Source organism: Burkholderia sp. BCC1985, from assembly GCF_905339915.1.
Taxonomy (GTDB): Bacteria; Pseudomonadota; Gammaproteobacteria; order Burkholderiales; family Burkholderiaceae; genus Burkholderia.
The window spans coordinates 116180-138891 of sequence record NZ_CAJPGY010000020.1; the positions used below are offsets into that span (position 1 = coordinate 116180).

The 22712-nt window shown below is 61.4% G+C and carries 19 protein-coding genes and 1 pseudogene; 4 read left to right on the plus strand and 16 right to left on the minus strand.

Annotated features, from left to right (window positions below):
- Positions 1-30: 30 nt before the first annotated feature.
- From U4Z31_RS21590 to U4Z31_RS21660, 15 genes are all read right to left on the minus strand, one after another.
- Positions 31-1164 carry a porin gene (locus U4Z31_RS21590; protein ID WP_124667467.1) on the minus strand — a complete coding sequence of 378 codons (1134 nt, stop codon included), beginning with the start codon at positions 1162-1164 and terminating at the stop codon, positions 31-33.
- Positions 1165-1340: 176 nt separating this feature from the next.
- Positions 1341-2093: a dipeptidase PepE gene (gene pepE / locus U4Z31_RS21595; protein WP_415750295.1), complete on the minus strand. Its 753-nt coding sequence runs from the start codon at positions 2091-2093 to the stop codon at positions 1341-1343.
- A 51-nt stretch (positions 2094-2144) separates the two neighbouring features.
- Entirely contained in the window at positions 2145-2813 is a 669-nt protein-coding gene (locus tag U4Z31_RS21600) for an AroM family protein (protein WP_321811350.1), read from the minus strand.
- 19 nt (positions 2814-2832) lie between these two features.
- Positions 2833-3771 (minus strand): DUF1177 domain-containing protein, encoded by a 939-nt coding sequence (locus U4Z31_RS21605; protein ID WP_321798679.1) that lies wholly within the window; start codon positions 3769-3771, stop codon positions 2833-2835.
- A gap of 14 nt (positions 3772-3785) precedes the next feature.
- Positions 3786-5399 (minus strand): OPT/YSL family transporter, encoded by a 1614-nt coding sequence (locus U4Z31_RS21610; protein WP_321811351.1) that lies wholly within the window; start codon positions 5397-5399, stop codon positions 3786-3788.
- A 157-nt stretch (positions 5400-5556) separates the two neighbouring features.
- Positions 5557-6330: an IclR family transcriptional regulator gene (locus tag U4Z31_RS21615; RefSeq protein WP_321798675.1), complete on the minus strand. Its 774-nt coding sequence runs from the start codon at positions 6328-6330 to the stop codon at positions 5557-5559.
- A gap of 160 nt (positions 6331-6490) precedes the next feature.
- On the minus strand, positions 6491-7291 hold the full coding sequence (locus U4Z31_RS21620; protein ID WP_321811363.1) for an ABC transporter permease subunit: 801 nt from the start codon (positions 7289-7291) through the stop codon (positions 6491-6493).
- Between the two features lie 5 nt (positions 7292-7296).
- Positions 7297-8262, minus strand: coding sequence for an ABC transporter permease subunit (locus U4Z31_RS21625; protein WP_321798673.1), 966 nt, complete (start codon positions 8260-8262; stop codon positions 7297-7299).
- Positions 8259-9413 carry an ABC transporter ATP-binding protein gene (locus U4Z31_RS21630; RefSeq protein ID WP_321798671.1) on the minus strand — a complete coding sequence of 385 codons (1155 nt, stop codon included), beginning with the start codon at positions 9411-9413 and terminating at the stop codon, positions 8259-8261. The genes U4Z31_RS21625 and U4Z31_RS21630 overlap by 4 nt, the downstream gene beginning before the upstream one ends.
- A 68-nt stretch (positions 9414-9481) precedes the next feature.
- On the minus strand, positions 9482-10963 hold the full coding sequence (locus U4Z31_RS21635; protein WP_321811352.1) for a DUF3138 family protein: 1482 nt from the start codon (positions 10961-10963) through the stop codon (positions 9482-9484).
- Between the two features lie 94 nt (positions 10964-11057).
- Complete coding sequence (locus U4Z31_RS21640) at positions 11058-12260, minus strand: extracellular solute-binding protein (RefSeq protein WP_321811353.1); 1203 nt, start codon at positions 12258-12260, stop codon at positions 11058-11060.
- Positions 12190-13770, minus strand: a complete 1581-nt coding sequence (locus U4Z31_RS21645; protein WP_321811354.1) for a hydantoinase/oxoprolinase family protein — start codon at positions 13768-13770, stop codon at positions 12190-12192. The genes U4Z31_RS21640 and U4Z31_RS21645 overlap by 71 nt, the downstream gene beginning before the upstream one ends.
- A complete protein-coding gene (locus U4Z31_RS21650; protein WP_321811355.1) occupies positions 13767-15035 on the minus strand; it encodes a DUF917 domain-containing protein in 1269 nt (422 codons plus the stop codon). The genes U4Z31_RS21645 and U4Z31_RS21650 overlap by 4 nt, the downstream gene beginning before the upstream one ends.
- A gap of 60 nt (positions 15036-15095) precedes the next feature.
- Positions 15096-16667, minus strand: a complete 1572-nt coding sequence (locus tag U4Z31_RS21655; protein WP_321811356.1) for a PucR family transcriptional regulator — start codon at positions 16665-16667, stop codon at positions 15096-15098.
- Between the two features lie 433 nt (positions 16668-17100).
- Positions 17101-17742, minus strand: coding sequence for a response regulator transcription factor (locus U4Z31_RS21660; RefSeq protein ID WP_321811357.1), 642 nt, complete (start codon positions 17740-17742; stop codon positions 17101-17103).
- 317 nt (positions 17743-18059) lie between these two features.
- Between U4Z31_RS21660 and U4Z31_RS21665 the strand changes: the two genes are divergently transcribed.
- Both U4Z31_RS21665 and U4Z31_RS21670 read left to right on the plus strand, forming a co-directional pair.
- The gene (locus U4Z31_RS21665) at positions 18060-18383 is read left to right on the plus strand and encodes a flagellar transcriptional regulator FlhD (RefSeq protein ID WP_321811358.1); all 324 of its coding nucleotides are present in this window, start codon (positions 18060-18062) and stop codon (positions 18381-18383) included.
- Positions 18380-18982 carry a FlhC family transcriptional regulator gene (locus U4Z31_RS21670; RefSeq protein WP_321811359.1) on the plus strand — a complete coding sequence of 201 codons (603 nt, stop codon included), beginning with the start codon at positions 18380-18382 and terminating at the stop codon, positions 18980-18982. Before U4Z31_RS21665 ends, U4Z31_RS21670 begins: the two co-directional genes overlap by 4 nt.
- Here the strand turns inward: U4Z31_RS21670 and U4Z31_RS21675 are convergent.
- A complete protein-coding gene (locus U4Z31_RS21675) occupies positions 18979-20790 on the minus strand; it encodes a hybrid sensor histidine kinase/response regulator (RefSeq protein ID WP_321811360.1) in 1812 nt (603 codons plus the stop codon). The genes U4Z31_RS21670 and U4Z31_RS21675 overlap by 4 nt on opposite strands.
- An 826-nt stretch (positions 20791-21616) precedes the next feature.
- Between U4Z31_RS21675 and U4Z31_RS21680 the strand changes: the two genes are divergently transcribed.
- Together U4Z31_RS21680 and U4Z31_RS21685 are read left to right on the plus strand one after the other, a co-directional pair.
- The gene (locus U4Z31_RS21680) at positions 21617-21973 is read left to right on the plus strand and encodes a NirD/YgiW/YdeI family stress tolerance protein (RefSeq protein WP_321798651.1); all 357 of its coding nucleotides are present in this window, start codon (positions 21617-21619) and stop codon (positions 21971-21973) included.
- 552 nt (positions 21974-22525) lie between these two features.
- Positions 22526-22712: pseudogene (locus tag U4Z31_RS21685) on the plus strand (glutamate/aspartate:proton symporter GltP); the annotation flags it as partial.

A 22712-nucleotide genomic window follows, 5' to 3' on the forward strand; every position in this document is an offset into this window, starting at 1 on the left:
GCGGACAGTATCTGTTACTCAAAATCGCGGCTAGAACGAGTGGCGCATCCCGATCCGTACGTCTGCCTGTGTCGTGGTCGACGACGGCACGAAGCTGTAACCCACCACCGCGTTCACACCGCTCGACGCCTTCACGTAGTCTCCCGACAGATAGACATCGGTCCGTTTCGACAACAGGTAATGGAGGCCAAGCGCCCCTTCGTTCCAGTGATGGCCTTCGAATGTCGTGTACTGATACCCTCCGATCACGCTGAACGACGGCGTCACCTGCCAGGCTGCACCGCCCTCGCCGACTTTCATTCTCGACGTTTGCCCGTTTCCCTTGATGGTCGAATACGTGAAATTGCCGAGCAGGGTTACCTTGCCGATTTCATAACTCGCACCAATACCGAACGTCGCCTGTTTGTCGACCGCAAAAGGCGTGCTCGCATACAAGTCGGTCACGGCTCCGGTTGCCGAATCGACGCTGACCGTCGGTTTCCCGAGGAACGTGCTGGTGCCGATCATCAGGTATGGATCGAACGCGTATATCCCGTGCGGATTGTTGAGCTGCGTATATGCAGCACCCATCGAAAATCGACCGTTGGCATAATGCGCACCGGCGCTGTAGGCACTGTTTTGATGAAACGCCCCGGCCACCCCGCCGAAGGAATACATGCCGCCGAACTCGAGTCCGCCGAAGTTGGCTGACTTGAATTTCACGGAATTCGGCAACCGGTCCCCATTGAAGCGGTCGAAATCGCCCTGGTGAATCGCGTACCCGCTCCCCCATCCGGATACGTTGTAGTACGTGACAAACTCCTTCGTCATGTCCAGCTGGTTGCCAAGCGACAACGTACCCCACTCGTTCCGAAGCCCGACGTATGCCTGCCGCCCGAACGCCGCGCCGCCGAATCCGAGTTGCCCGTTCGCCACACTGAATCCGCTTTCGAGCACAAAGACCGCCGCCAGCCCTCCCCCAAGATCCTCGGTTCCCTTCAGGCCCCAACGGTTTCCATACGATACGCCGTCGTCGAATTTGGCGACACCGGACCCGCCAGTGTTGCTGACATAAGTGATCCCTGCATCGATGACTCCGTACAGCGTCACGCTGCTCTGCGCCTGAGCCACACCGCCATACATCGATATCGCACAAGCAAGCATTCCTAATTTATATTTCCCCATTTTCTCCTCCTTGATTGCCCACGTTGAAATGAACCGGTACTTGATGAAATCCCGAAGTGCCGCTTATCGAACGCCTACCGTATCCGGAATCGGCGCGAAGCCCGGCGCGGCACCGTTCCGTCGATCAACGGCAAGCCACCATCGATTCCTGTGCCCGCTGACGATCGACGCGCCGATCACTGCCTGGAGATGGGCCAGCTTCCGTCGATCACCGGCCCCTTGATTTCACCGAGATTGAATATCTCGTTCGCCGTCAGGCGAATCGCCCTGTTCGAATCGACGAAATGCAGTGCGGCCTGGTCGCCCAATACCATTGCGGCGGCGCCGTCGACGAGCAGTGCGGTACCCTCCGGCAATGCGACGACGTGCTCCCGGGGATTGATCGCGAGAAACTCGGCGATCCGCTCCTCCCGGCTTTCGCCGTTGAACCCCGCCGGCTTTCCGCTGATGAAATGCGGATTGATCTGAAAATGGACCAATCCGAGCGCGCGCAAGGTCGGCGGCTGAACGATCGGCATGTCGTTGGTCGTACGGATCGTCGGACATGCGACGTTGCACCCGGCGCTCCAGCCGATATATGGCATGCCGTCATTCACACGTTCCCGGATCGCATCGACGATGCGTTCGTCATACAGACGCTTGAGCAGCGCGAACGTATTGCCGCCGCCGATCGCGATCGCCTCCGCTTCGGCAATCGCCCGAAGCGGATCGGCGCGATGAATCGACTCGAATTCGAAGCCGATCTGTTCGAAAACGGGGCGCGTCATTTGTTCGTATTCGTCGTAGGTCGACGTAATGCCACCTGCATAAGGGACGAACAGAATCCGCTTTGCACGCCCCTTGAGCGCAACATCAATCTGCTCGCGCGCATGCGCCAGATATCCGAGATCGCCCTTGCGAGAACTGCTCATCAACAGTAGACGTTTCAATTTTCTTCCTTCAATACAATACCGTTGCCGCGACGACGGCGCGGACAACATTCATATCCATTCGGCGACCAATTTGGCCGCCAGAGAATTCGACAGGATCACCGGGCATCGCGCCTCGTGAGAAGCATATTCGCGATGACGCTGTTCATATCCCATGCAGTCGAGCACCAGCATCTGCGCCCCGCGTGCGCGTAGCGCACGGGCGGCCGCCGTCAACGCCCGGTTGTCGCCGGTATAGGGTGACCACGCTTCGTACAACGCCGGCGTCGCCAGGCGTTGCCACTTCGACGTCGCCGTTTCGATCTGTTCGCGAAGCGGTACGATGACCCCGACTTTCCACGATTGAGCCATCACACCGACTACCGCCGGAATCATCTTGTCGGGCTCGAAAAGCCGAGCACGCCTGCACGAAAGGCCGTCGAATTCGCCGGTGCACAGCAGCAGAACTGCGTCGCACCCTCGCGCTTCGAGGCGCCCGAGCATTTCCTGCATTGCGACGCCGACAGCCTCTTTGTCGAGGACGACGGTCGTACCGTCTGCCATCCGCGTAACGAGCTTTGGTTGCATCTTGCGGGGCGCGAAGCGTCTATTCATTTCGGCGCGTGTCAGACCATCCAGCACCCCGGCATGAACACACCTCACGCCGTGCGGCATCGATGCCTCGACGACCGGTGCGATATCCGGCCTCGGCGCCTGGCCGATCGTCAGCGTGGCAAGCACTCGATGACTCATTTCTGCATCAACCGAGCGCGCGTCGCTGCTGGAGGTGCGCAAGCGAGCCGTACAGTTCGACGAGACGGTCATACTCTTCCATGTCGTGAAGCCGACATTTTCCGCTCGTGAATGCCTTCGCAACCTCGGTCATGAATGCGACGGCCGACGCGATGTCGATTTCATGACTCGCGCCCGTGCCACAGCCGGGCACCGTCGCCTCGGTCGAGATCGCGACGCCGACCACCGGCGCAGACGTCGAAATCGACGGTTGCATGATGCTGTTCAGATGATGCACGCCGTTCCCGTATGGCGTGATGTCCTGAGTCGTCACCGGAAACGTGACGGGCAGCCGGCCGGTCGTCATCTCCATGATTCGCAGCAGGTCCTCCGACACGCGCAGGATATAGCCCTGCTTGACCGTCGGTGAAATCGCGAAACCCTTGTGATTGAGAATCCTGTTCCCTTTCGTCGTATCGACGGAAAGGACGGCATCCATCTCGGGCAGCACTTCCTCAGCTTCGATCTTTTCGAACTCGACCGGCGAATCCATGAAGTCGACAGGCTCGCGCGGCTGGGTCGGTGCGTCTGGACACACGTGCGTCGTGATGATCACGTCGCCTGCCAATGCGTCGCCCCGTTCGCGCATGGTTGCCAGTTTGAGTGCCGTGGCCACCGCCGCGATGGCACCGTCGGCATCGGATACCAGACCGATGCACGCCGGCCTCGCGCCCAGACCGCCCAACCGTCCGACGATACCGAGCGTCGGTGCATGGCCTCCCGCCCGCTTTCCCGCGCGCCCCGGGATCGTCATCCTGACGAAATCGGTATCGCCCTTCGCCCCGACAAGAGGTGTTACCTCGATCTCGACTTCAGGAAACAATCGAAAGAGCGCTTGAATCGTTTGACCCGACGCATAGGCGCTGTCGAGCGCTTCGAATACCTGGATGGTTTGATGCAAACTCATGTGACTTACCTTGGTTATTTACCCGTCTTGCCCAACGTGACCAGAGGGCTGACGAAACTGAACAGCGCATCACCGGCGATGACGCCCGCGGCGAACGTCTCCATGCCGCCGCGCGCTGCCTCGCCACCCATGCGCTCGATCACCAGACGCAACGCGATGCCGGTCAATACGCACCAGCCCGCCAGCGGACTTGCAATCAGGAGGCCGGTTGCGAGCAACACGCCGATCTGACGCTTCGGGCCGCCCAACCATTGGGCAATCGCACCGGGAATCGCCCAGATCGCCAATGACTTCGCGACGTCCGCCGCGACACCGGCCTTGATCGTCGCCACGTAAACCTTCGCGACGGGCGGAATCAGTCCGGCGTGGAAATAGCTGCGATGCGCGAAATAGACGACCAGAATCGAGATGACGAACGCCAGCGTCGCCGCAAAGAACTGCTGCTGCCGCCCCGCGATTTCAAAGTTCGCGTTCTGGCCGCGACCACGCAGCAGATAACCGGCTTTCAGGTCATAGCCCATGTCGGCGAATGCCGGGCCCGTCGCCGCGGAAAAGCCGCACAGCAACGCCAGTGCGATCGGCGGAAAGCCGATCAGCATGCCGACCAGCAACGTAATCAGCGCGACCGCGAATGCCGGAAACCATCCGGAATGCATCGCGGCGATGCCGACGATCAGCTCATGCACGAATGCCGCCAGCGCCGCATACAGCACGAATGCGATCAACATGCCCGGCGACATCTCCGTGAACAGCCCGCCCAGCGCCGCGAGCGTGGCAGCGATCGACACGTAGGCGATCGCGCCGAACCGCAGCGACTGGCCGAGCACCCGGACACGCCTGGCGGAATCGGAATGCTCGGCGTCGGCATCGCGCCGCCCCCGAATGATCATCACGGCCTGCGTCAGCGCAACGACGCCCGCGCCAATCATGATCCCGTGAGGGATATACGCCTTGGCGATATCAATTCCGAGGACCGGCTGCGAATAGCCGCGCACCAGCAGACCGATGCCGAACATCAGAAGCGACCAGGTATTGCCGATGAACGCCGTACCGAACGCGGACATCGGAATGTTGAACCACGATCCGATCGCCCCTACCGCCACCCCGGCGCCCAGAAGACGGGCCTGACGTCCGCCCTGATCGCCAGCCTTGATCGCCTCCGCGGCGGCGATACCCGGCGGCCAGGCTCCAGACGCGGGAAACAATCGCGTATCGAACATTCGATACAACAGATAGCCGTCGAGCAGCATCGCCAGCGCGGCGCCGGCGAACATCGGCATCACCAGATCGGAGCGACCGAATACGTACGGAATGGCGATGGGCAGCAACAAGCTGTTGGCGGCACCGAACGTCGCGGCAGAAATCGCGCTCTGAGCCAGGTTCTGCACGTGAATCGACCGGTACCCGGCGAACAGGCGAAGCGGTACACGCCCCAGCACCATCGCAACAAGTGCGCCGACGATCGACGTGATTGGCGTGACGCCAAGTGAAGTTACCACTTCGATGCCGATGATCGCCCCGACTATACTCAGCACTACCAATAGAATTGCATTTGAAAAAGTGAACGTACCCGGATGAACTTCCTGAGACAACTCGTCATCCGGCATCGACTTCCCGACTGAGGACATATCAGTATTCCTTTTCTGTAACACCATCAATTTCGATTAGTCATACTTATTTAAATGACCGAGAAGCTATCTGGAATGGCATCGACAGCCTGCCGCTCCAGACTGAATACCGGTCAGAAACCCGCGTACGAGCGACGGTGCTGCGTTCGATGCAGCATCAGGCAGCCGCCGCCGGCCCCGTCGACCAGTACGGATCGCCGACCGTGCGGCCCAGCTGGGATGCCTGTTCGCGCATCGTCGCAGCGAGACGCTCGATCTCCGCCGGCGTGCTCATCGTGAGCGGAAACGTCAGACTGAATGCCAGCGATTCACCGCTGGAAGGATCGCCGACCGCGCATCCGACCGCACCGATCCCCGGCAGCGATTCGTCCAGCGCGACCGAGAAGCCGGTGCGACGGGTTTCCGCGATCCGCCGCAAGAGTTCGGCGACTGTATCCGGCGCAGCCGACGAGGTTGCCGGCAACCCGCCGGCGAATCGGTGCGCGACAGAGTCGTCGGTCTCGCGTGCGAGGAGTGCCCGGCCGGTCGAGCCGGCCCATGCGGGCCCGCGTTGCCCCGGAAAGGTGACGACGCGCAACGGATGAATGCCGGGGTGAACGCGGAGCACGACGACTTCCTGCTCGTCGAGGACGGAGATGTACCCGGTATGTCCGGTCTGTTCGCACAATCCGCTCAGCGCCTTGTCCATCATGCTGAGCAGGGGCGTCGACGCCCGAACCATGTGCGCAAGTTCGAGGAGCATCAACGCCGGCCCGTAGGCAAGCGTCCCGGGATCGCGTTCGAGGAGCTTCTGCTCCGCCATCTGCTTCAAGACACGCGACGCCGAACTCTTCGGCATATCGAGATGCTGGACGACATCGCTGACTGTCACAGCCCGCCGCAGACGAGTCAGAAGCTGGAAAATCGCACTGGTGTTTTCGAGAGAGCCCATCGCCGGTTCCGTATTTTGGAACTAAGTTCCACAATAAGAAACATGATGAGGGGAACCTCCCTAGACAACTAGTAGGAATTTCCCGGACTGCCGGGTCACGGTCCGCCCCTGTTTTCGAAGAATGTGCCGTCGCATCCCGGCCGGCAGGCCGAGTTCGCCGTTACCGCGCAAATCGAACCTGCCGGCGTTTCAGACCGCTCGCCGTCAGCACGATCAGCGATACGCCCCCGATCATCACGGTTGCCAGCGCGTTCATCTCCGGATTCATCCCGAGCCGTACCCGGGAGAACACCACCAGCGGCAGCGTGGTCGAACCCGGCCCGGAGAGAAATGCCGACAGAATGAGGTCGTCGAGCGAAATCGTGAACGACAGCAGCCATCCGGACGCGATCGCTTGAAAGATCGCCGGGAGCGTCACGTGAAAGAACGCGGCGACCGGGCCGGCACCCAGATCGAGCGCGGCTTCCTCGATGGCGATATTCAGCTCCTTCACGCGCGACTGAACGATGACCGCGACGTACGAGACGCACAGCACCGTATGTCCGATCGCCATCGTCATCCAGCCGCGCCCGGACGGCCAGCCGAGACACTGCTCGAGCGCGACGAACAACAGCAGCAACGCGATGCCGAGTACCACTTCCGGAATGACGAGCGGCGCATTGATCAACAGCGAAAACGCGGACCGCCCGCGAAAGCGATTGAAGCGCGCGAGAACGAAGCCCGCCCATGTGCCGATCAGGGCCGACAGGCATGCGGCGCAAAACGCGATCTTCAACGAAAGCCCGGCCGCATGCAGCAGTTCGTCGTCGCGCGTCAGCTCGGCATACCATCTCAACGATGCATGGGACCACACGCTTGCCAGCTTCGAATCGTTGAACGAGTAAACGATCACGCTTGCAATCGGAAAATACAGGAATGCAAATCCGAGAACGAGCACGAGCACACTCGCCTTGCCAGTCATGTTCTTCACGCCGTGCCTCCACGCTCGCGGTTCTGGTAATGCTGAAATGCAGCGATCGGCACGAGCAGCAACACCATCATCGCGACGGTGATGGCCGCCGCCGCCGGCCAGTCCATATTGTTGAAAAACTCGTCCCACATCAACCGCCCGATCATCAACGTGTCGGATCCGCCGAGCAATTCAGGAATCACGTATTCGCCGACCGACGGAATGAACACGAGCAAGCTGCCGGCGACAATGCCGTTTCGCGCGAGCGGGATGGTGACGCGAAAGAACGCCTCCACCGGCCCGGCACCGAGATCGTAGGCCGCCTCGAGCAGGCGCATGTCCATCTTCATCAGGTGCGCGCACAACGGCATGATCATGAACGGCAGGTACGAGTACACCATCCCGATATAGACGCCGATATCGGTGTGATAGAGGCGCAGCGGCGATGCGATCAGACCGGCCGCCATCAGCGCGCGGTTGAGGATGCCGTCGTCCTTGAGAATGCCGCTCCACGCATAGACCCGCAGCAGGAATGACGTCCAGAACGGCAACATCACGCCGAGCAGCAGCACGTTCCTGCGCGCCGGCGACGCCCGCGAAATGCAATACGCGAACGGGAAGCCGAGCACGAGACACAGTGCGGTCGAGATCGCCGCGATTTTCAGCGAACTGAAGTAGGTCGACACATAGAGACTGTCGGTCAGCACGTTGGCGTAATGCTGCAGGCTCAATACGATCCGAATCAGCGAATCCGACACGACGATCGTGTCCGTATAGGGCGGGCTTCGAAGCGCGACGTCTGAAAAACTGATCTTGAGGACCAGCAGAAACGGAATGGCGAGCACCAGCGCGAGCCAGGCCGACGGAACGGCGATCGCGAGGCTGCGCCGGCTCGGCGCAATCGAGCCGAACCATGCCGGCACGCGTTGCAGCACGGTCGGCAACCGGCGGCGCTGCGTCAACTGAATACGGGAGATGTTCATGCCGTCAGCACCATCACGTCGTCTGCATCCCAGCACAGGGTGACCTCTTCTCCCGCGGCGGGCAGGCGATCAACCGTCCCGCCCGCGACCGGCACATGCGACAGCAATGTCCTGCCGCTCGCAAGGGCAACATGGAAGCTCGAATAATCGCCCATGTACACCGTGTCGACGACCGTGCCGACAGCGCAGTTGCGTTCACCGGCAATCCGTCGGCGCGACACCCTGACCCGGGTCGGCCGGACCGAAACGGCGACCGCCATGCCGGGCGAACCCGTGATGCCGTGGCCGACGTATATCTCCGACTCGAGTTGCCCGCAGCGGATCACCGTATGATCAGGGCTGCTCTCGTGCACGGTTCCCTCGAGAATGTTGGTCGTGCCGATGAAACTCGCCGTGAACCGGCAATTCGGATATTCGTAGACGTCGCGAGGCGTTCCCGTCTGCACGATGTTTCCGGCGCTCATGATCGCGAGACGGTCAGCCATCGCCATGGCCTCCTCCTGGTCGTGCGTCACCATGATGCAGGTCACGCCGACCTTCTCGATGATCTTCACGAGTTCCAGTTGGGTCTGCTGGCGAATCTGCCGATCAAGTGCCGACATCGGTTCGTCGAGAAGCAGGAGCTTCGGCTGTTTCGCCAGCGATCGAGCAAGCGCGACACGCTGCTGCTGCCCACCGGAAAGCTGATCGGGCCGCCGGTTCGCGAACGAGGCCATCTGCACCAGTTCGAGCATCTGCATGACGCGCTCCCTGCGGGCATGCCGTGTCATCTTTTCCCATTTCAGCCCGAACGCGACGTTCTGCGCGACGCTCAGATGCGGAAACAGCGCATACGACTGAAACATCATGTTGACCGGCCGCCGATACGGCGGACATTCCGTGATGTCCGTGCCGTCGACGAGGATGCGGCCCGAAGTCGGCGCCTCGAAGCCGGCCAGCATCCGCAACAACGTCGACTTTCCGCATCCGGAGCTGCCCAGCAGCGCGAACAGTTCGCCCTTGCCGACGCAGAGGTCGACCTCCTGCACGGCAACCGCATCGCCGAACTTCTTGACCAGCTTCTCGATGCGGACGAATCCGGCATCGCTGTGCGCCGGATCGCTTAGGTTGGCCGGCCGCTGAAACAGCGGTGCGGCGTCGGTGAGATTCATGGAGTGCTCGCTCGTCTGAAAATGAAATCGGATTCCGTCGGCATGCGCGTCATGCGCGATGCCCGAGGTCAGAACGTATAGACCAGCGTCGTGCCGATCACGTCATTGCTTTTTCGCCACGAGCCGTCGGCGCGCTGGAACACGTTCTTGTTTGCCCAGTCATGGCGGTATTCGACCTTGATCGTGTAGTTCACGGCCGGGTAGAACATCAGGTCGAACGCGACGTCCTGCCGATTCGCCCCGCGACATTCGAGTCCGTTGTCGCTCGACGCGGCCAGACAGGACGGATCGATCCCGAAGCCGTTCAGGCCGTCGGTTCCGGCCGAGGCGTTGCCCGCCAGCGCGCTGCCGCCGACATAGGTATTCCCGCCTCCGCCGCCGTTACGGCTGTCGTTCAGATAATCCCAGCGCAACGCGACACCCATCAGGCCGATCGTCGGCAGGTGCCATTTGCGCGTATACAGCATCGAAAGCCCCCACCACGTTGCATCCCGTCCGTTCCATGCCGCATGCTTCTGCTTGCCGACGTCCAATTCCGCGTTGAACGTCGTGTCCGCGACCGCGTAGGTCGCGTCGATGTCCATGAACATGTAGGTCGAAAACGGCGATGCAGCCGTACAGTTGTAGCCGAAGCCTCCCGACGCGCAATCCCCGCCGGCATTGCCCGAATAGATCGGCTGGCGGCCGATCGCACCCGACCACCCCACGTCCCAGGCGCCCTTGCTGCGATCGATCCGCCAGTTGATCATCGGCGTGAGACTCGTATGCAGGCGTCCGCTCGAATCGGATGCGGTCGCCGCGTGCGTCAGGTTCTGCGCATTGCCGACGATCACCTTCCAGCTGTAGTCGCCCTTGGATCCGTTGTATCCGGCGCCGACGAAATAGCCGGGAATGCTGAAGTCGTACAGGAGGTTGTGCGTCAGCGTCGGCAGCAGGTTGGATTGCTGCGACTCGTAGCCTGCGACGCTGGGCATGAGGCCGAACAGGAACTGGTTCGTGTCGTCGTGCGGGATCGTCACGAAGGCCGTATTGAAAATATTGTTTCCCTTGGCACCGTCGAGCGTCGTATTGCCGGCACCGCGGTTGGGCTGAATCTGGATTTCGGCTGAAGGGGCGGTAGGCCCGACGCCGAACGTCTTCTTGATGTCGAGGTATACGTCGCCCATGTTGCCGCCATAGTACGTATACCCGCTGTTGTGATCGAGAAACGAGACGCCGCCGCTGCGCGCATTCCGGTTGTACAGATACATCGGATCCAGATAGCCGGTGATCGACAGGCCGGCGATCGGCCCCTCGCTCGCTGCCGTACTGAGTGTCTCGACCTGCAGATTCTGTCTGGCCACTTGTTGCTTGAGATCGGCGAATTCCTCCTCCGAAACACCCGGATTCGCGCTCCCCGACTTCGCCGGCGCATCCTTCGCGGCCCGCTCCAGACTTTCGACCTTTCTTTGCAACACCTGCAACTGCGCCTTCAGTTCGTCGACGACCGTGTCCGCATGGGAAACCGCCGGCACACAGGCCATCAGCAACGCTCCAATCCGCTTGCTCATCCCGCGCCTCCTCACCGTGCCAATTATTTCGTTGTGCATATCAATATGGATGTATTCATCGCGTGCGACGCCGTCATGTCGGCGTCGCGCCTGCTTATCGCCCGGCTTTCAGCTCGAGGTAATCCCGATTGATCTGGCGCATCAGGGAGATCGGCAGCGGCTTCTCGAGCGTCACCCGCTTCATGTCCTCGGGTGGCGGAAAGATGGCCGGATCGTTCATGATCTTCGGATCGATCAGCGGACGCGCAGCGCTGACCGAAGTCGGATACTTGAGCTCATTGGTTTGCGTGGCCGATACATCCGCGCGCAACATGAAATCGATGAACTTCATCGCATTCTCCTTGTGAGGCGAGCCTGCGGGAACGGCGAACATGTCGACCCAAAGCGGCGCACCCTCCTTCGGAATGACGAAGGTCAGATCGAATTTTCGTCCTGCTGCCTTCGCCTGGAGCTTCGCCGTTTGTGCGTCGCCGGAGTACGCCACGGCGGCGCATACGTCCCCTCCCGCGAGATCCGCGATATAGCTGGACGAGCTGAACTGGGTGACATACGGGCGAATCGCCTTGAGCTTGTCGAGCGCGGCCTTGAAGTCCTTCGGGTCCTGCGTATCGGGATTGAGCTTCGCCCCGAACAACGCATCCTGGAAAGTCTCGCCGCCGTTGTCCTGCAGCGAGATCCCGCACGACTTCAGCTTGCCGGCCCACTTCGGGTCGAAGATCATGTCCCAGCTGTTCAGCGGCGCATCCGTGCCGGCACGCTTCCTGACCTCGGTCAGGTTGTAGGCCAGCCCCGTGATGCCCCATACGTACGGCACGCCATATTCCCCCTTGGGATCGTTGATCCTGATCAGATTGACGATCTGCGGATCGAGGTTCTTCAGGTTCGGCAACTTCGCCGGATCGAGCCGCGCGAACAGGCCGGCATCCTTTTCCTTCGCGAAGTAGTTGTTGCTCGGCACGACGATGTCGTAGTCCGACCGCCCCGCGAGCAGCTTGGTCATCAGCGTGTCGTCGGTGTCGTAAACGTCGTACGTCACCTTGATGCCCGTTTCCTTCTCGAACTTCTCGACCGTGCCCGGCGCGATGTTTTCCGAGAAGTTATACACATGAAGCACTTTGGCCTCGTCGGCATGCGTCGCCGTGCAACAGACCGCCGCCGTGATCGCGCACGAAACCGCCGCGATAATCGCCTTCAGATTGGATTGAGTAAGCATGGCTGTCATGCACCTATTGACGATGTGAAGGATGCGCCGGCGACATAAGGCGACCGGCCACCTTGAACCGGATTCGCGTCGCATTGCCGGGAAGATAGGAAAGCGGCACGTCCTCCTGCTCGAGGATCTCCACCGTCGCCGGATCGGCGCCCGCGTGAACGGCGGCCCGGATCGCTTCGTCGCGCAACGACGCCAGCGTTTCGTCGCGAATGTCGTCGCGCATCGTCACGATGCGATCGACCTCGCCGCTGACGTCGCCGATCGCCACGCCGATCGCGTTGGCCGCACCGAAGTTGGCCGGCCGGATGACTTCGTCGGCACCGTCGATGCGATCGGGAAACAACGCGCTTCCGCCGCCGACCAGAATGACCGGCAACGGTACACCGCTGCTCCTGATTCGCTCGACACCGCCCGCCAGTTGCCGCAGCACCGTATTGAATGCGGTCCGACAGAAGCCGGCCGACACGTCCGGCACACGATCGCCGATGCAAAGTCCCGTGCCGAGAACGGACGCGACGTCGGTCAGCGTCAGCGTCGATCCGCCGAACACCATCGCTTCGCTGGTCAGTCGATAGCCAACGCTTTGCGGGCCGATCACCGGAACACCGTCCGGACCGCGCGCGATCACCGTGCCGCCGCCGATGCCGAGCGAAATGATGTCCGGCATCCTGAAGTTCGTCCGCACGCCGCCGATGTCGACGGCAAGCGCGGACTGGCGCGGGAATCCCTTCATCAACATCCCGATGTCCGCGGTAGTGCCGCCGACGTCGATGACGATCGCGTCCTTGCGCCCCGAGAGAAACGCCGCGCCCTTCAGCGAATTGGTCGGCCCGCACCCGATCGTGAGCACCGGAAACGCACGCGCGACATCGGCCGCCATCAGCGTGCCGTCATTCTGTCCGATCATCGCACGCGCGTGGTCGAGCCGCGTCGCCTTGAGCGCGTTGCCGAAACCGGCGATCACGTCCTCGATCACGTCGCCCAGCGCCGCATTCAGGATCGATGCGTTCTCGCGAGGCAGAAAGCCCACCGATCCGATCCGGTGCGAAAGCGTGACGGGAATCGCGCCGAGTTCATCCCGCACCCACTGCTCGACCAGGCACTCCTGTTCGGGATTGATGTTGGAAAACACGCCGCACACGGCAATCGCGTCGATGTTGCCGCGCCATTGGCGAACGGTGTTCCGGATCTCGCTCTCGACGAGCTTGCTGAGGAGACGGCCGTCGTATTCGTAACCGCCGCCCACGATGCGCCATTGCAAACCGACCGCCGCCGCGAGATCGCACGGCCAGTTGGCCAGAGGCGGCACGGACGCGGATGACGGCCCCGCCAGCCGCAGCAGACCGACGCGCCGCAGCCGTTTGCGTTCGACGATCGCATTGGTGCAATGCGTGGTACCGAGCATCGCCAGTCCGATCTCGTCACGCGCAATGCCGGTATCCGACAGCAACTGCTCGATGGCGGTGCGCACGCCGCCGAACACGTCGACGGTCGTCGGCACCTTCGCCGTCGCGATGCAGGTCAGGTTTTCATTCAGGATCGCGGCGTCCGTATTCGTGCCGCCAACGTCGATTCCGATTCGATAGACGGTCATGCGCGCCTCCTTGCGATCGATTCGACCGGCTCGTAGTCCACCTCGTAGCCGAAATACCGGGGGCCGGTCGTCCGGATACCCTGCTCCGTGCGCCACTGGTCATGGCACGGGCATGCGAGCAGCGCGACCCGCATGCCGTAGGTCAACGTTTCCGTCGGAATGGCATGGCCGGTTTCATGATCGACGAGCGTGATCAGGTCCGGCGTGGTCGCCAGGACGCCTTGCGCATCCCGCGCAACCAGAAACTCGTTCTGGAAATTCACGGTCACGCTGCGCCCGGTGTCCTGCTCGATGCCTGCGATCACCATCGAGCCGCGCGTGAATCCTCCCATCGTGCGACGCTTCAGGTCGGCGATCTTTCCTTCGATCAGCAGGTAGCCGTTCAGCGCGTCGGCCAGATCGGTCACGACGTTGCCGGTCTGACGATCGCCGGCCCGCGAAATCAGCCGGCCGATATCCTCGGCCAGCGTGATCGAGCCCGGTATCGCGCACCGGCGTACTTCCTCGCCGGTCAGCGGGAAATCGCAAGCCGTTGCGTTCGCACCCATTGCGTCCACCAGCGGACGACAGAGGCGTTCCCCCCATTCACCATCGATCGGATGCACGGTCGCGCGATTGCCGCGCTCGTCGGCAAACGTGGCGATGCGGGCAGCCAGGCCATGCAGATGAAACGACACCATCTGATATTCCGGAAACGCGCGTCCCATCGCATCCGCGTCGACGACCGGCAGCCGGCGTCGCGCGGCCAGGATGAGCGGCACCAGCGAATTTCCGCCGCCGATCTCGACCGGCATCGTCGCGAATGCCCGCTTGCCGAGCGCGGCCTGCATATCGTCGAACACGATGTCCAGCTCCCGCCCGGACGGCAATTTTTCGATCGAGACCGCGGGCGCGCCCATCATCGACGTCGGCAGGATCAGCGCGCCGGCCGGCACCTCGTTCACGTCCAGCAGTTCGATCGGGCCGCTGCGGCGAATTTCGTCCAGCGCGATATAAAGCCCGATCGCCGTGTCGCCCCCGCCGCCCGTGCCCAGGACTGCCGCCCCCAATGCGATGTTTCTCACCGCGTCTTCGTTAAGCTGCCGCATGCATGCCCCCTGCCGCGGCGCCCGGTCGACTGCCCGGGTCGTTTGTCCGTCGTTCCATGTCTTGAGTGCCCCTTCGGTTCTCGGGTTGGATCGCCACGCCGGATGCAACTCGCATCCGGCAGCGTGGTACCGAGAATCGGGCGCCAAATTCGGACGGTCACTAGACAAGATACGCAACGGGAAACGGGGCGTTTATCCCGGCGGGATAACAGGGCAGCCGTACGGGGCGAAACCGCGTCAGCCGGCGCTACGCGACAACTTCAGCGCGAAGTGCAGCCCGAACTGGGCGGCGTCCCGGAGGGGCACGCAGCCGACGATCTGCTCGATCTTGTCCAGCCGGTATTTGAGCGTCTTGGGGTGAATGCCGAGGCGATGGGCCGCCAGCTTATGCGACTGGCCTGCGTCGAAGAATGCCTCCAGCGTACGCACGAGCTCGCTTTCCTGCGCCCGGTCGTGACATGCGAGCGCACCGACCATGCTGTCGACCCAGCGTCGCGCGGCCGGCTGCGACGCGATCTGGCGGAACAACACGTCGAGCGCGACATCGTCGTACGCGACCGGGCCGTCGGCCAGCGCGGCAGCGTCGAGCGCCAACACTGCCTGGGCGTCCAGCACGCTTCGATACAGGTCCAGCGCGGAGTCGACCGGCGCGCCACATGCGATCCGCCAGGCCTCTCGCCCGGTGTCCGCGAGGCGCTCCCAGATCCGGCGAAGCCGCATGTCGATCGCCTGCCGCGTGCCGTCGGACGACGCACCGCGCGGAATCGACGGCAACCAGAGCAAGCGTCCGTCCCACTCGAACACGAGCGGCTTCGATTCGATTGCATAGATCGCCCGCCAGATCGCCCGGCTTCTTGCCTCGAGCGGCGTCGACGCATCGCATGACAGCCGCGCGGGCTCGAACAGAACCGCCACGCTCAGCGACGACAGATCGAGCGACTTCGCCAGCGCCAGCGCATCCGCCCGCTCGACGTCGCCTGCGGCAAGCTGCGCGAGCCAATCCCTGAACGGCTCGGCGTAGGCCTCGTCGGCCACGCGCTGTTTCGTCAGTTCCAGGGTCAGAAGTGCCGCCGCCTGCTCCATCGTCGCGACTTCCAGCGGGCTGGGTTCCAGCCCGTCGGGCACGTTCACGATCAGGTAGCCGTCGACCGGCGTATCGGGCCGGCGGCCGAGGGCGACCATCCAGGCGGCGCTCCTGACCACGGTCCGGGTCGGCACGATGGACGCCGGCAGATTGGCGGCGATGTCGGCGGCCCCCCATTCGTCCGATGCCGCATAAAGCACACCGCGATCGTCCAGCACGACGACCGACCGTCGCAGCACGCGCGCGAGCAACGACACGAGCGTATTCAATCCGCCGCCGTTCAACATTTCCGTCAGCAGCTGCTGCTGAATCATGCCGGCTTCGCGCGCGACGTAGCCGTCTTCGCGCTGAACGGCGCAGATGAGCGGCGTCAGGATTTCCGCGTAATCGACGCTGAGCGGGAGCTCAAAAAGCGGCAGCGAGAGTTCGTCCGCCATCTGCAATACGGCCGGCTGCAACGGATCGATCAGTCCGGCCTGAAACACGAGAGCCGCGCAACCGCCGCGGCTCAATTGTCTGATCAGTGCGACCTGCCGATTCGTGTCGCTTCCCGTAAAGCTCAATGTCGTCAGAAACAGATGATGGCGAATATCCCAGTCTTCCTCATGCTCGGTGACTGTCTCGAGTACATTCACATGATGCACGACATTCGTCTGGCCGCCCTTTCCGGCGATCAGTCGCGCCTCCTTCATTCCACCGACGCGAGACGCCTCGTCGACTGTCATCCCCATATCGTCCCCCTCTGTTCCGGCTCTGATTGCAGTAACTTCTGCTCCCGGGCGCTCCGCCGCGAAGTGCCGGCATGATACCGAGCCAATAGACGTTTGAGGACTCCCCCGGTGTGGAGGACCAAAAACTGGAACCGGGTGACTCGCGTGAAGCCGAAGCGAGAAAAGTTGATGTCCGACGCCGCCAACATGCGGATTGCCGATCCCGTGGACGCGCGCCTGCGCCGCAAGGCGACTCGATGGATGCACTGGTCGCGGACGGCTGCGGGCATCGACAACGACGGGGATATTTCCGGAACCAGGTTTCGAATTCCGGGATTCAGTCGGCAAGCGCGGGGAAATCCAGACGGTTCAGCGTGAGGACTCTTCCTTCGGCCCAGGATTCGTCATGAGCCTGCACGCCAGTGATGAGCCGACCCCGCATCGGACCTCACAGGAGACCGGCCTTTCTCGCGGCGGCGGCCGCCTGGGTGCGATTCAGCACGTTCAGGGCTCTGAAGATGGCTGTCACGTGGGCCTTGACGGTCTTCTCCGACAGATCCAGCTTGTCTGCGATGACTTTGTTGGGGACGCCATCGGCGAGATAGCGGAGTACTTCGATCTGTCGCTGCGTGAGTGGTCCGCTGGGGGAAGGCGGTGCCGGACGCGGGAAGTCGTCGACACTCGGTGAGACTTGTTGGTCGAGCACCAGCGGCGGCACGTAGTGCTCGCCGTTCAGCACCATCTTGATCGCGGAAAGGACGGTATGCGGGCCGGCCGATTTCGGCACATAGCCGAGTGCGCCGCGCCCAAATGCAGCGCGTACATCGCCGGGATCTTCGGACGTCGACAGAACGATGATCTGTACTTCCGGACGAAGGCCCGCAATCGTGGAAATGGCTTCGAGGCCATTCATCCCGGGCATCTTCAGGTCGAGCACAACGGCATCTACCTCGGTATCCTGACAAAGTATTTGCATGGCTTCGTCTGCATTGCCGACCTGTTCGACAGTCAGGCCTTCCTCGCTCTGGCAAAGCAGGGCCGCTACACCGTCCCGAAGGACCGGATGGTCGTCGACGATGAGTATCTTCATTGCAATCGACCAGACGAGTAATCGATGTAAGGAAAGGTCTTAAGACCTTCGCCCTATTCAGGCTTCCTATATCAATAGGATAGTCAAAGGTCGTAATGCTTCAGTCTTATTTTAATTTCTCGCCTCGCTGGCCCAACGTCGCGTTTACATTTTCTCGAAAATTGCCAAGACTGAATCTCGTTAGTGCCTAATGCGAGTCGACTGCGTGGGAGTCAATTCGGGTACTCATCGTCAATGGACGACGCGATGACGATTTCAGGCCCACCAACCCGAACGGCATTGATTTGATTGTATCTTCGATGCAATTGGAGTAAGCCATGAACATTACCAATACCGGCGACGCAGTATGGGAATTGAATATGTCGTATCTGTGGCTCGCGCAACGCTTGCTGCAGGAAGATCGCGCGAAGGGCATGTTTCGTCTCGGCCTGACGGCCGATATGGCCGCCGCGCTGAGCGCGCTGTCAATGAAGCACATGATCGACCTTGCGTCGTCAGGACAGTTGCTTTGCATACCTCGTCCGGGGACGCATGATGTCGTGCGAGCCTTGATGCGGCCGACGCCACCCGTCGATATCGGGCGCCTGCATGTCGCCATGACACTGGCGACCAGCAGGCCGGACGCCGAGGAGGCCGTATGAACCGCAACGTCGAGCGACCGAAACTGGCCGATGACGCGAAGCTGGTGATGGATGCGGTTGTTCTGATCCGGCTCGGCGCGCGCCTCCCGATGCTGCAGAGCGAGGTTGCGCTTGCACATGATCGGCTGGCCCGCCTTTATCGCGAGGTAACGGGCACCGTCGCGACGAAGGGAATGCTGCCCTTCTCCACTGACTGGTACATGACCTGGATGGCGAATCTCCACGCATCGCTGTTCTTCGGCATTTACCGGTTTCTACGGAAAGAGGCGGGTTGCCGCCGGCTCGATGCACTCGCCAAGGCGTACGACGAGTACACGGCTTGTTGCGAGATGGTCCGGTCGGGGCCCGTGCTGACCGTGACCCGCGCATGGATGCTGGTGCGATTTGTCGACGGCGCCGTACTGGATACCGTTCGGTGTGTCGAATGCGGCGCCAGATTCATCGCGTATTGCCACGACGTTCGTCGTCAGCCGCGCTGCGTTGGGTGCCATCTGCCTGCGCGTGCAGGCAAGCGCAGGCATGCATGCGCGACCGATCTGCGGGTCGGTCGCATGATGCCCAGGAAAAATCCGCCGCACCCGGACAAGCGTTCCGGCTAGCCTTCATCGCTCCCGGCCCGCGCACGCGCGCCGGCCGCGACAAGATTGCCAATCGCGGCACGCAGCTTGCCATTTGGGATCGGTTTGTGGAGTAGCAAGCAACCGCTGGCATGCGCCTCTGCGAGCCGTTCGGCTCCCGTGTCGCCACTGATGAGCATTGCGGGAATTTCCACGTTGTATTCGCTGCGTAGTCTCTCGATGACTTTGAGGCCGTTGGTGCCGCGGAGGCGGAAGTCACAAATGATCAGATCCGGGAGCCTGGAACACGCGGATAGTTGCTCGACCGCATCTTCGTCGGAGGCCGCGACAATCGTCTCGTAACCCCACATGCCAAGCAGTCTTGACATCCCCTCCCGAATCGCGGGCTCGTCATCCACGATAACGACGAACCCTCCGGTCTGAATGAAAGCGCGAGTGATCTCCGGGGACGTGCTCAATTGCCGGGGTGTCTCGTCGGAGCGGTCCAGGCACACTTCGAAGCATGACCCGCGACCGGGCTCCGAGCGGACGGTCAGACCGCATTCCATCAGGTCAACCATGCGGCGTACTATCGCGAGGCCCAATCCAAGGCCTTTACCGCGATCGCGCTCGGGATTGTCAAGCTGGTAATACTCCTGAAATATCAGATCAAGCTGATCGTGTGGAATACCCCGCCCCGTGTCCCATACTTGAATCGCGATGCGTGTTCCCCGGCGGCGACAGCCAACTACTACCCGGCCGGTATCCGTGCAACGTATTGCGTTCGACACGAGATTGCGCACGACACGTTCGAGTAGCACCGGATCGGTATCGACGATCGCTCGGCACGGTACGCGTGACAGCCGAAGATTTTTTTCCGACGCGTCGAGTACGTGGTCGTTGCATACGTGTGCCAGCAATGCATCGAGCTGGAACGGCCGCCGGTGTACCTCGATTACTCCGGCGTCGAGCCGGGAGACGTCGAGCAGGGCACCGAAAAGCATGTTCAGCGTGTCTGTCGACTGCTCGATCCGAAGAAGGATTCGCTCCTTTTCGGAAGAGGTCACCGCGCCGCGCAGTGCACCGACCAGCAGACTCAGCGCGTGAGATGGTTGGCGCAGGTCATGACTCGCCGCCGCGAGAAAGCGCGATTTGGCCAGGTTCGCTTCTTCAGCAATGTGCTTCTGTCGCAACAGGTCGACCGCAAGCTGCTTCGCGGTTTCGTTGCGCGCACGCAAATCGGTCGCGAGCTGTTCGGCCTGGAAGCGCAAGCGGATGTTTTGTGTCGCGCTCCGGTTGGCGAGCAATCCGAGATAGGCGATGACACAGATGAACAGGAACATCATGGGAGCGGTCGCCTGCTGGACCCGGTTGGCCGAGAACGCAGCAACCAGAACATACGGAACCGTGGCCGGCAACAGGAATGCAAGGAACGCGGGGAAGTAGGTGCCGAAGACCGGGACCGCGCCTGCGACCACGCCGAGCGTGGCGGTCACTGCAAGACTCTCGACCTCGAAACCGCCCCCGTATGCGAGCCGGATAGACGACCAGCCCCAGCCGATGCCAGCCGCCGCGCTGCATGCAATGAAGGCCGCCGCCCAGCGCGATCCAAGACGCACTTTCGTCGTCGAGCGCAGATAGCGCCAGGCCAGAATGGCATGGACGATGGAACAGACCGCAATGTACGCAACCCACGCGGGACCGGCAAATGGATCGAGGTGCCCCAATCGATTCAGCGAAATCGCGAGCGTAGCAGCCAGGAGCGTGCCGCCGGACACGCTCAACGTCACGGTGCTGTAAACGATCTTCACCTGTTCCACGGCAATCGGATCGTGTGGATGCATCGCCATTTGATGAGCTCCGTTCCCTGCCTGCGGAATTCCAGCATCGCCTCAACGAACGGCATCGATCAACACACCTTGCAGGACGACCTGCGGCCGCTCGGTACTGCAATCAGTATGGCTCGCGCAATGCGACGGGTCTACGGTGCTGCACGCCAGAGCACTAAATCACATCGGCGAACAAGAAAAACGAAACGAGAACAGCCAGCACCACGATGCACGTCGTATTGATAGCGATCAGAAAATTGCGTCGGCGCCTGGCCACATTCCCGATCGGGTCGGCGCGGCGACATCCGGGACACGGGTCCATCGTTCGCGCGTCCAGCACGTGGTGACATGCAGGGTTCGGACAATACCTCACATCACTGCGTCTATTACTCATACTCATATTTCCGCCTCTGAACCGATCCGCAAACCGAATCTTATCCACCGCGCCGTTTCGCTATTGATGGAGAACGCACAGTCGAGCCCGACAATTCATGCAATCGGCAATTTGTCTGAATATTTTGGGTTTCGCGCTCGGCAGTTTTTTCAGGGAGGCAGGAAGACTGAAAAATGAAGGCTCGACAGGACATCCCCCGATCCGGGGCAGCCCTGAAGTACCACGCATTTCCGGGGCAATACCGGCTCGGACATGATGAATCTCGCGCGCAATGAACGACCCGATCAATGCCCGTTCTGTTGATACACAAACGTCCCTCAAGATCTGGGGCTTCATCTTCCCTACTCCCCGGCCAACCCCGATTCCTTTCTTAAGCTATGCTTAATATAAGAAGTGAGACGATTCAAGCCGTGCCTCCTGAAACCTTTCACATTCGATCCATGGAGAAAAACAATGAAGAAGCTGATTGCCGCAATCGCGCTGGCCTCGGTTTGCATCAACGTGTTCGCGGCTGATGGTGGGACCGCCACCGCGCCCTCCGAGCCCGTCACGGTCAAACAGTTTCTCGCCTCGGCGATTGACGATCAAGCCGCGTCGCTGCGCGGTCACGTTACGAAATCACTCGGCGACGACAAGTATCTGTTCACGGATGGAACGGGCGAGCTCGTTGTGAAGATCAAACGCAAGCTGTGGCCTGAAGGACACTCGGTCGCGCCGGAGCGTATGGTCGAACTGTCCGGCAAATGGGATAAGGAAAAGTCGCCTGACCGCTCCAAGTTGAAAGTAAAGCAGCTTCGACTGCTTCCGTAACATGGATGGACGCAGCGATGCGAAAAATATCGGCACTCGACGCTATCCAAGTCTGCTGTAGCACACCGAAGTAGTTTCAGTATCCAGTTGACTATAGCAGTCTGCTGGACCTTGACCATAGCGATCGATCACGGAATTCGAACGTGACAATTCATGACAGTCGGCCGCTGATTTGGGACGTATGCTTGTACATGCAATGATCTCCCCCCCGATCGTTGCTTGTTCGTGTCGGATGTGCCAGTGAACCACCGAATCCTCCCCTGGTCCGGTGGTTCTTTTTTCAGTGTCGACTATCGGCGGCCGAGCGGGAGGCGGGATTGAAACTGGAAGCATCGTGACTTCCGCGCCAGGAGCGCGATCCGCCGCATGAAGCCCGAACCGGGATGTGTTCCGGATACGCGCGACGCGTGCCGAGCCGTCGGCGAACCCGGCGATAACGAGAAATTGACTGGGCGGTTGCGGAGAAGATCGTGTCGCTGAGGGAGCGCCTGTTGTCCCGCGGAGTGGAACACGCGCTGACGCAAAGACGGAGCTGCGGCGATCCGGATCTCGATGAAAAGCCCGTTCGGGTTCGGTCCGCTGCTTCCGCGGGTCAGGCTTGTCGCGGTCGCCTGCGTTGCGATGGCGATGTTTGCCGTCTTCATACTCGGCATCACGGCACGACTGTTCGGGTTTCGTCTGACGACCATCCTGCGCATCATCCGCGGCGAACTGCCCGTCGCGTTTTCAACCTGCAGTT